This window comes from Aidingimonas lacisalsi, from assembly GCF_008079445.1.
GTDB classification, from domain to species: Bacteria; Pseudomonadota; Gammaproteobacteria; order Pseudomonadales; family Halomonadaceae; genus Aidingimonas; species Aidingimonas lacisalsi.
In genome coordinates this window covers 48,299-56,836 of sequence record NZ_VRYH01000012.1, presented here as the reverse complement: position 1 = coordinate 56,836, position 8,538 = coordinate 48,299, and the positions used below count along the sequence as shown (strand labels likewise).

Here is an 8,538-nt window from a genome sequence, read left to right as displayed (position 1 = left end):
TAGTGCAACATCCTTGTTTAGGCATTTCCCTCGCCTCACTTGTCCTCACACTAGACGTTAAGTCAGCAGTTGACTGTGCGCTCGCGAACATAGCGTGGAAATCTCCGCAAAACCTGCCCTTTTGTGATACGAATCACGCTTTTAAGCCTGAATGAACCAGCTTATGTGCGTTAGCGTACAGAGTTTTGCCTAAGGCGTTCTATACATTGAGGAATGTGTCTCTTGAACTTGAGATACCCGTGTATAAGCATCTGAAATCATTAAATTATAATGGGCATTGCGATAAGAAGCTGTGCGAAATCAAGCGATAGGGATAGAGCTTCAATGCAAGAACTAAGTGTTTTACAGCAAAACGCTCTGCTTGGCTTGCTGCCAGAAGAGGAGCTGAAACGGCTGTTGCCTCATTTCGAGGAGGTGACGCTGACATTGGGCCAATCGCTGTGTGAATCTGGACAGCAAATGGATCATGTCTACTTTCCGATTGATTCCATCGTATCGTTGCTGTGCGTCATGGAGGATGGGGCTTCAACGGAAATTGCTGTTGTGGGCCATGAAGGGGTTGTGGGCGTGTCACTGTTCATGGGTGGTGAAACCACGCCCAGCCGGGCGATCGTTCAGAGTGCAGGAACGGCTTACCGTATCAAGGGGCAAATGCTCAAAAACGAATTCTACCGCGCTGGCCCAATGCAGCGACTGCTCCTTCGCTATACCCAAGCCTTGCTGACGCAAATGGCACAGACGGCGGTATGCAATCGTCATCACAGCGTCGATCAGCAACTATGTCGCTGGCTACTGCTAAGCCTTGACCGACTGCCGGGCGATAAACTGATCATGACCCAGGAGTTGATCGCCAATATGCTGGGTGTTCGTCGCGAGGGAGTCACCGAATCGGCGGGTAAACTCCAAAAAGCGGGCCTCATCTCATATCACCGTGGGCATATCACTGTGACTGACCGGCCTGGGCTGGAGGGGCGCGTCTGCGAATGCTATACGGTGGTCAAGGAAGAATACGACCGCCTGCTAAACCACCAAAACGTTATGTGACGGGGCATAAGGCATAAGCCCTAATCAAAGCAGGCATTATCGAGTTATGTGCGCTACCGTGCCGACGCGTGATTTACCGAATGTTAATATGCAGATAGCCCGTCAGAAAAGCTGATGATGGGGTTTCAATCTGCAGCCGACATCAAAATGATAGTTACCTTCATTGTGCCGTTTGCCAGGTTCTTATAACCGGAGAGGCACATGACGTCTATTTCGCACGTTCCCGCTGCCAATCAACTACTTGCGGCGCTACCAGACCTCGAGCGGAATGCATTTATGGCTGAGTGCGAAACCGTGGAGCTAGCGTTCGGAGAAGTGCTGCTCCACCCCGCCGAGATGATCACCCACGTCTATTTCCCCGTCGACAGCTTTATTTCACTGATTGTCGTTATCGAGGGTGACAACCGTTTGGAAGTCGCAATGGCCGGGCGGGAGGGCATGCTCGGCACCTCCCTGATACTGGACATCGAAGAGGAACCGCTCCTTGCCTTGGTTCAAGGCAAGGGCTCAGCCCTACGAATCAGCGCTACCAGCTTTCAACGGCTGTTACTGGAAAGCCCCGTCTTGCATCAACGACTGAAGCGATATCTCTATGTAGTGATGAATCAGATGGCGAAAACAGCAGCCTGTAACCACTTTCATCGTATTGAGGCGCGCCTCGCCCGCTGGTTGCTGATGACCCAGGATCGTGCCAGAACTGATCACTTGCAACTGACCCATGAGTTTTTAGCCATGATGCTCGGGGTTAGACGTGCAGGGATTACGATGGCGGCGATAGCCTTACAGACGCGCGGTTTGATTCGTTATCACCGTGGCGAAATCAAGGTACTTAATCGGTCGGGCCTAATCGAGGCGTCCTGCGCCTGCTATACCGAAGATCGCGCACTATACGCAAAGATGCTGACGCCCCCACCTGCAAAAACCTAATCCCATTAACCTCGCCCCGACGTCATCCCCTGCTTGAGTAGCGTTAAGCTTTAGAGACCGTCCCTGCACAGGGAGCTACGCGGCATAGACCTCGTGGATCGACTGATCCGCCACAAATTCTCGACCGCTGAATACCGCCTGGTACGGTGCACGTGGTAGAAAACCAGGCCGAGCTGATACCGCTGGGCGCCTCCTCCAAGATTAATGTCGAATGGTAGTTTCTCACCAAGCTAGTCGATCTCGGCCGCGAAACGGTCACCCGCTGGCAGGATGAAAACTTCGCCACTATCGGCGAGCGCTCAAGAGTCGACCTCCATCATATATTCTAGGGTATTGGCGCGCAGCATCAGAGGCAGGGGCCGTTTTTCAAGGCAGCGCCACCAATATTTTCAACATCTACACACTCGAAGTGCTCTAAACACAGTGATTCAGATCAACCTACCACCCAGCAGCTAAAGGAAGCCCTAGGACTGATGGACATTCAGGTGATTGATCATGTGGTTGTGGGCAGTGAAGGATGCACGTCGTTTGCGGAGATGCGGTATTTGTAGCGGTATGGTAGAGCGAAATGGATCCGCCCGCCGGGGCGGGTCCCAGTTGGGATATTTTCTTTTTTCGGCCAGTAGCGGTCATTTAGTTAAAGCTGATGTGGCGCCACATTGCTTGCGGCAACGAAATTGAGATTCTCGTATGTGGCACTGCGCCCCTGCAGCGCATAAGTGCGACATCCTGTATGGCAACTCCCTCGTCGCACTGAGGGTTAAATAATCACCTGGCCGTGTATTGGCGAACATGGGCAGGTGAAATCCACCCATCTTGGTGTCTCTGAAACCACTCACGGTTCGTGCGCATGCCCGCACAGCGTTCTTTACGTTAACGTAAGTAAGTTTTTCTTCCCCCCCGGTTAGTCTATCCTCAGATTAGGCACGCTAATCGACGTTAATTCGTTGTATAACAATACCCACAACGCGCGCTTACATAAAAAGTTTTAGTTTGAACTACGCGACTATCAAGGATAATCGGAGGGTATTCGATGATTGAACCGCGCCATTTTCAACAAAATACGTTGCTTGGCTTACTGCCGGAAGAGGAAGTGAATCGTCTGTTGCCTGATCTCGAAAAGGTCGAACTGACATTAGGCCAATCGCTGGGTGAATCCGGAGAGCAGATAACCCATGTCTACTTTCCGCTTGATTCGATCGTCTCTTTGCTGTACGAGATGGAGGATGGCACCTCAACGGAAATTGCCGTGGTAGGCCATGAAGGGGTTGTGGGCGTATCACTCTTCATGGGCGGTATGACCACGCCCAACCGAGCCATCGTCCAGAGCGCCGGGCACGCATACCGTCTTAAGGGTCAACTGCTCAATAACGAATTCAACCGAGCAGGCCCGATGCAGCGACTGCTCCTGCGCTATACCCAAGCCCTACTGACGCAGATGGCGCAAACAGCGGTATGCAATCGTCATCACAGCGTCGATCAGCAGCTATGTCGCTGGCTGCTGCTCAGCCTTGATCGGTTACCGGGCGATAAAGTAAACATGACCCAGGAATTGATCGCCAATATGCTCGGCGTTCGACGTGAGGGCGTGACCGAGTCAGCGGGAAAGCTTCAGAAATCCGGCTTGATCTCCTACCACCGTGGACGTATCACGGTGACAGACAGGGCGGGGCTTGAGGAGCGTGTCTGTGAGTGCTATTCAGTCGTCAAGGAAGAGTACGACCGATTGCTCAGTCATAACCAAGTTGAAACGTAATATGGATGCCAAACCAAGGTGTCAAACATAACCGCAAAAAGTATTAGCAATTTATGTCGCTATCGTACCGACGCATGATTGTCCTCAGTAGCAACATGCAGAACTACCGTTAGCTAGTTTTCTGACGGTAGCCTGCAACCGACATCGAAATAATGATTTCCTCATTGTGCCGTTTGCCAGGTTTTTATGACCGGAGGGCGCATGACGTCTACATTGCAAGTTCCCACTACCAATCAGCTACTTGCTGCGCTACCAGACATTGAGCGTAATGCGGTGATGGCTGACTGCGAGACCGTGGAGCTTGCTTTTAACGAGGTGCTGCTCCAGCCCGACGATACGATCACCTACGTTTACTTCCCTATCGATTGCTTTATTTCACTTATTACCGTCGTCGAAACTGACAACCGCCTGAAAGTCTCCATGGCGGGCCGAGAAGGCATGCTGGGCACCTCATTAGTGCTTGGCATTGAAGACACACCACTGCTATCGCTCGTTCAAGGTGCAGGGTCTGCCCTGCGCATCAATGCAGCCCGCTTCAAGCGGCTACTTGAGAAGTGCCCTGTACTGAATCAGCGGATGAAGGGATATATCTATGTCGTGATGAACCAACTAGCGAAAACGGCTGCTTGTAATCACTTTCCCGCGATTGAGGCGCGTCTCGCCCGCTGGCTACTGATGACACAAGATCGCGCTGGCACTGATCAACTGTACCTAACCCATGAGTTTCTAGCCATGATGTTAGGCGTTCGCCGGGCAGGCGTTATGCTTGCCGCAATAGCCCTGCAAACCCGTGGTTTGATTGATTATCATCATGGCGAAATCGATGTGCTTGACCGGCCGGGCCTGATTGAGGCGTCCTGTGCGCGCTATTCCGAAGATTGCGCGCTATATGCCAGAGTAATAACGTCATTATAAAAATAGCAACCTGACTTCTTTCCTACAGACCTTCTTATCCACTAACAACGAGCCCGTTATCTGATCGAAGGGCCAACGGGTGCTTAACGCGCCCCAGCACCCCCAGCCGATAGATTAGCCATGACCACGGCGGCCTTGCGCTTCGCGGTCCATCGTTTGATGGGGTTGTCGTCGCTCATTCTATCCTCCTAGATGGCTGCATTATAACTTTAGTCGTCGTTATTCGGCCATGAGTGGACGTTCGGAAAAGGAGGATATCATCGTTTGTAACCAGCGTGTGGCACGCGTCCAGTGACCGTAGGTACAGGGAACGCATTCAATGGAGTCATCAGGTGCTATGTCGACGCTCTGAAAAGAATTTAATTTTTTGGTGCTCAGCATTATGAGGGGTCATTGCGTATCAAGCGAGTAAAGAAAGGCACCACATACAGTACCACCCAAGCTAGAACCGTACACAACACCGCAGTCTGCTCGCGGCCCAGACCAACGGCTACCCCTATGGCTGCCGTGAACCAAATACCAGCCGCCGTGGTAAGCCCTGTAACACCTTGGTCATCCTCGCCGGTGATGATGGTTCCAGCACACAGAAAACCGATGCCGGTAATTACCCCCTGAATGACTCGACTCATCTCCGAATCCGAGATACCCGCTTGCTGCGGAATAAATATAAACAGAGCAGCCCCCATGCAAACCAACATATGGGTACGTATTCCAGCGGCCTTGCCACGCCGCTCCCGTTCAAGCCCAAGCACTCCCCCCAGAAGAGCAGCGAACAGTAATCGAATCACAACAACGATGAACTCACTAAAATCGTTAAAATCCGAAAACTCAGACATAATGGCATCTACGATAAATTCCATCGTTTTTTTCCTGTAACCCTTGTGACTCGTGATTCATCTTTCACCCTGGGGACAAATCCTTGTTATTTTTAATAACAAAACATCAGAAACTCCAGATAAAAATGATAAATTTCATGTAGTTTTTTGCGGGGCATTCTTCGTGACTTAATTGATTGCATCGTAGTCCAAATGACGCATGAAACACTTCCTCATCTCCTAACAATTCCTATCGTTAAAAAACATATCTACATGCCCCTGTAATACTGCATACAACGAAGTCGCCCATTTGGAAAATCAGTATATCAAGCATGGTTGACACACATAACAATAAGCATCATGCCGACTGTATAATACCGATGAGCTCAACAACTGAATTTTTCGGAAGGCCGGCTTTGGGTCGTTGGCTACTCTTGCAGTATAGCCTAACGTTCTTCATTCAGCCAAACTCGGACTTTGGTCACCTTCGCATATACGCTAAAACCTTTTCACAGTTTGTCGAAGCCTGGGCAGTCAATTACCCAAGCGTCGATACATTAACATTTAAATTTTGATAGAAAAATTCGCCTGACACTGTTAATTACAACAACACCCACCACTGCACCTATGATAAGATCTGGATAGTTGTAGTCAGTCTAGGCAACGAGTTCTTCCACAAGGCTAACACCCAGATTGATAACCACATCATTTACCAAAAACAGGCTCTTCGACGTTTGATGAAGATCTACCTGATTGGCAGTCCAGTGGGCCATCTTTCGGATCAGAAACAGCCCATATAAGACGACGAAAAACCAGTTTTTCATTCATCTATTTATCATCATCACGAGTCAATCTCTGATAGACACCAAGACCGACCACCACCAAAACGGCTGAAATCAACAAAAAAGTAGGGTAGATCAATTTAGTAATATCTTTTGTCCCGGCGTCAAACACGAACACCAAGGATTCTAGACTTATAGCAATAGCTATTATTACGAGAAATTTTAACAAAGCCTCTCTCTGTTTTGCAGGCGACTTCGTAGAGCTACTACTAAAAACCTCTTCCTCCAACAAGAATTTTGACACATCAAAGACAGCCATTCCAATCACGATCAAGCCGATAGCATTAAGAAGGGATGCAACAAGCAAGGTTCTTTCATGTGCCGAGAGCCATATATCCCATAAGGCAACACCTATCATTGTGAGACTTATAATGCCCAAGCTCAAGCAGATGATTCCATAAACAGCACGCCCTATTAAATCAGAAATATTTTTCGCCTTATTCATTTCTCCTCCGACCTGTCGATTGATTTTCTGGCAGATGTTACCGCTAGCAGGTATTAGACAATATGCTCGTATCGTGAAAGCCTGGGTTAGCGAAATTGGTTTAGATGCATCCATCGATGGTACGCGATGTGGCGCACCAAAGCATCGTTGATATACCGTCGTACGAAAAACTTGAGAGCGGTACAGCTACTCTTGGGGTCATACGAAGCCGGAAAGCCCCGTCAGATACCTTGGGATAGAGGTAGATGATGCCTTGGACATGGCTGAGCAGATGGAAGTTTAATAAGGACTAACGACGGCCTGAGGAGGGCCGTCGTTATCCGGCCAATAACGGACCTAGATAGAAAGCAAATTCTCCTTCTCTTCATTCCTCTTCCGTCCTTTTGCGATACATCACTACCCGGTTCCTGCCGTCGCGCTTTCCAACGTAAAGCGACTGATCCGCTCGCGAGATCAGGGCCTGTAGGTCGACTTCCTCACTGTGTGCTATAGCGATACCGATGGTGACGCTTAGGCACAACTCGCTCATTTCTTCCTTCAGCGGCAGTTCGGCGACCTTCGTCTTCAAGCGCTCCGCCACGATTAGAGCATCGTCAGGGCCGGTGTCAGGCAGGGCGACCACGAACTCTTCACCACCGAAACGGCCTATCACATCCGTAGGCCGGAGAGAGTGCGCACAGATCTCCGAGATCTTGGTCAGCACCCAGTCTCCCTGACTGTGGCCCCAGGTATCGTTGATGCTCTTGAAATGGTCCACATCGATCATGAAAAGGCTGAACGGCACCTTTTCCAATCGCGAACTTTGCAACAGTGCCTTGGCACGCTTCATGAAATGACTACGACTATTGAGTCCCGTCAGAGCATCCCGCTCGGCGACCATACGCAACTGTTCTTCCAGTGATTTTCGATGAGCTATTTCCTTGAGCAGTTGGCGATTTTGATCGCGCGCTTCATGAAGCAGAGAAAATTGCTTGCGTTGCAAGCTCTCTAAACGCAGCAAGGCACAGAAGCCCACTACATTGGTCATAACCAACAACAGCGCTATGCGAAGCGTCTCCACCGGTGCAATCTCAGCAAACAGTACCGCAGATACCAGAAAGCCAGTGCTTAAATAGAGGCTGGCGAACGTCACCACCGTCAGCAGATTAGGGATTAGGAGATAGAAAGCCATGGTGGCTACCACCACCGCCGTTACCTGCGTGGAGAGGCTCTCGGGGCGTAAGGGAACAATCAAAATGATGCCCGTCGCAAGTATCCAGAGCGGCATACCGTGCAACCAGATTTTATGGGAATAGCTGCCCCTACGTGCGATAATGTATGCTAGGAGAAGGCAGAGACTAACCACCACGATGCGCATGGTGATTAATAGGTAATATTCTCTAGTCAAGCCTAGTAGGGAGTAGTCCGTAATGGCAAACATGCCAAAGATCACGGCCGCCACAATCAACGAAAGAGAGGACTCAAACCGCACCCTCGTCTTGATGGACCTCCGATACATTGACTCGCTGCTATCTTCACAAAACTGACCCGTCAGCCAATGTACGTTATATTGTTTTTTTAGCAATGACAAAGCTTAATACTCCCTGTGTAAAGCGGCGATTACTTAACGGATTCGGTCAACGAAGATCCTCGATGTAACCTTGACTAAAGAAGAACCTCTTAGCTAAATCGCCACATTTTATGTTTTTCTTAAATTAAATTGTATTCATTACACCTTTAGTACTATAGGGTCCCCGATAGCTGGGGGCTATGCCGGGATCTTATGGAGAAATTGATCAGATCGAGTTGTCGGCA

The 8,538-nt window shown here is 49.7% G+C and carries 9 protein-coding genes; 5 read left to right on the top strand and 4 right to left on the bottom strand.

The features are described 5' to 3' along the window. Window positions 1-270: 270 nt before the first annotated feature. The 5 genes from FVV99_RS17435 (at window position 271) to FVV99_RS17415 (ending at window position 4,642) form a co-directional block, all read left to right on the top strand. Window positions 271-1,044: a Crp/Fnr family transcriptional regulator gene (locus FVV99_RS17435; protein WP_269090069.1), complete on the top strand. Its 774-nt coding sequence runs from the start codon at window positions 271-273 to the stop codon at window positions 1,042-1,044. A 201-nt stretch (window positions 1,045-1,245) separates the two neighbouring features. Then, window positions 1,246-1,971, top strand: a complete 726-nt coding sequence (locus FVV99_RS17430) for a Crp/Fnr family transcriptional regulator (RefSeq protein ID WP_148255399.1) — start codon at window positions 1,246-1,248, stop codon at window positions 1,969-1,971. A gap of 332 nt (window positions 1,972-2,303) precedes the next feature. Beyond that, window positions 2,304-2,522: a JAB domain-containing protein gene (locus FVV99_RS17425; RefSeq protein ID WP_148255406.1), complete on the top strand. Its 219-nt coding sequence runs from the start codon at window positions 2,304-2,306 to the stop codon at window positions 2,520-2,522. A 482-nt stretch (window positions 2,523-3,004) separates the two neighbouring features. Beyond that, entirely contained in the window at window positions 3,005-3,727 is a 723-nt protein-coding gene (locus FVV99_RS17420) for a Crp/Fnr family transcriptional regulator (protein ID WP_148255398.1), read from the top strand. Between the two features lie 201 nt (window positions 3,728-3,928). Continuing rightward, entirely contained in the window at window positions 3,929-4,642 is a 714-nt protein-coding gene (locus FVV99_RS17415) for a Crp/Fnr family transcriptional regulator (protein ID WP_148255397.1), read from the top strand. Between the two features lie 380 nt (window positions 4,643-5,022). On the opposite strand, the gene FVV99_RS17410 is transcribed toward FVV99_RS17415, so the two are convergent. The 4 genes from FVV99_RS17410 to FVV99_RS17395 all read right to left on the bottom strand — a co-directional run bounded on the left by FVV99_RS17410 (window position 5,023) and on the right by FVV99_RS17395 (window position 8,011). Beyond that, on the bottom strand, window positions 5,023-5,502 hold the full coding sequence (locus tag FVV99_RS17410; RefSeq protein ID WP_148255396.1) for an MgtC/SapB family protein: 480 nt from the start codon (window positions 5,500-5,502) through the stop codon (window positions 5,023-5,025). Between the two features lie 660 nt (window positions 5,503-6,162). Continuing rightward, window positions 6,163-6,285 (bottom strand): hypothetical protein, encoded by a 123-nt coding sequence (locus FVV99_RS18960; protein ID WP_269090068.1) that lies wholly within the window; start codon window positions 6,283-6,285, stop codon window positions 6,163-6,165. Continuing rightward, window positions 6,286-6,744 (bottom strand): general glycosylation pathway protein, encoded by a 459-nt coding sequence (locus FVV99_RS18715; RefSeq protein WP_201745146.1) that lies wholly within the window; start codon window positions 6,742-6,744, stop codon window positions 6,286-6,288. Window positions 6,745-7,108: 364 nt separating this feature from the next. Then, a complete protein-coding gene (locus FVV99_RS17395) occupies window positions 7,109-8,011 on the bottom strand; it encodes a GGDEF domain-containing protein (protein WP_236645455.1) in 903 nt (300 codons plus the stop codon). Between the last annotated feature and the right edge of the window lie 527 nt (window positions 8,012-8,538).

Excerpts from the sequence above, each read along its gene's own strand:
- FVV99_RS17435 (WP_269090069.1), top strand. The coding sequence starts at position 271 with ATGGGCATTGCGATAAGAAGCTGTGCGAAATCAAGCGATAGGGATAGA.
- FVV99_RS17430 (WP_148255399.1), top strand. The coding sequence starts at position 1,246 with ATGACGTCTATTTCGCACGTTCCCGCTGCCAATCAACTACTTGCGGCG.
- FVV99_RS17420 (WP_148255398.1), top strand. The coding sequence starts at position 3,005 with ATGATTGAACCGCGCCATTTTCAACAAAATACGTTGCTTGGCTTACTG.
- FVV99_RS17415 (WP_148255397.1), top strand. The coding sequence starts at position 3,929 with ATGACGTCTACATTGCAAGTTCCCACTACCAATCAGCTACTTGCTGCG.
- FVV99_RS17410 (WP_148255396.1), bottom strand. The coding sequence starts at position 5,502 with ATGGAATTTATCGTAGATGCCATTATGTCTGAGTTTTCGGATTTTAAC.
- FVV99_RS18960 (WP_269090068.1), bottom strand. The coding sequence starts at position 6,285 with ATGAATGAAAAACTGGTTTTTCGTCGTCTTATATGGGCTGTTTCTGAT.
- FVV99_RS18715 (WP_201745146.1), bottom strand. The coding sequence starts at position 6,744 with ATGAATAAGGCGAAAAATATTTCTGATTTAATAGGGCGTGCTGTTTAT.
- FVV99_RS17395 (WP_236645455.1), bottom strand. The coding sequence starts at position 8,011 with ATGCCGCTCTGGATACTTGCGACGGGCATCATTTTGATTGTTCCCTTA.